The sequence below is a fragment of the Pseudomonas sputi genome, assembly GCF_021603585.1.
Classification (GTDB): domain Bacteria; phylum Pseudomonadota; class Gammaproteobacteria; order Pseudomonadales; family Pseudomonadaceae; genus Aquipseudomonas; species Aquipseudomonas sputi.
Genome location: NZ_BQHI01000102.1, coordinates 1 through 236, shown reverse-complemented (window position 1 = coordinate 236; position 236 = coordinate 1). Strand labels below are relative to the sequence as shown.

1 pseudogene is annotated in these 236 nt (G+C 60.2%); it reads right to left on the bottom strand.

What is annotated here, in order from left to right:
* Positions 1 to 236, bottom strand: a pseudogene (locus tag L6D81_RS29470) (hypothetical protein); the annotation flags it as partial.

The window sequence follows — 236 nt, the reverse complement described above, 5'->3', positions numbered from 1 at the left end:
CAGGGAGTCTGCGCCCTGGCCGCCGTCGAGGATGTTGTTGCCGTCGTTGCCGGTCAGGGTGTTGTTCAGACCGTTGCCAGTGCCGTTGAGGTTGGCCGTGCCGGTAAGCACCAGATTTTCCAGGTTGTCGCCCAGGGTCCAGTTCACTGAAGAACGCACGGTGTCGATTTCGCTGGCCAGGGTGCTGGTTTCGATGATGGTGTCACCGGCGTTGTCGACGATGTAGGTGTCATTGC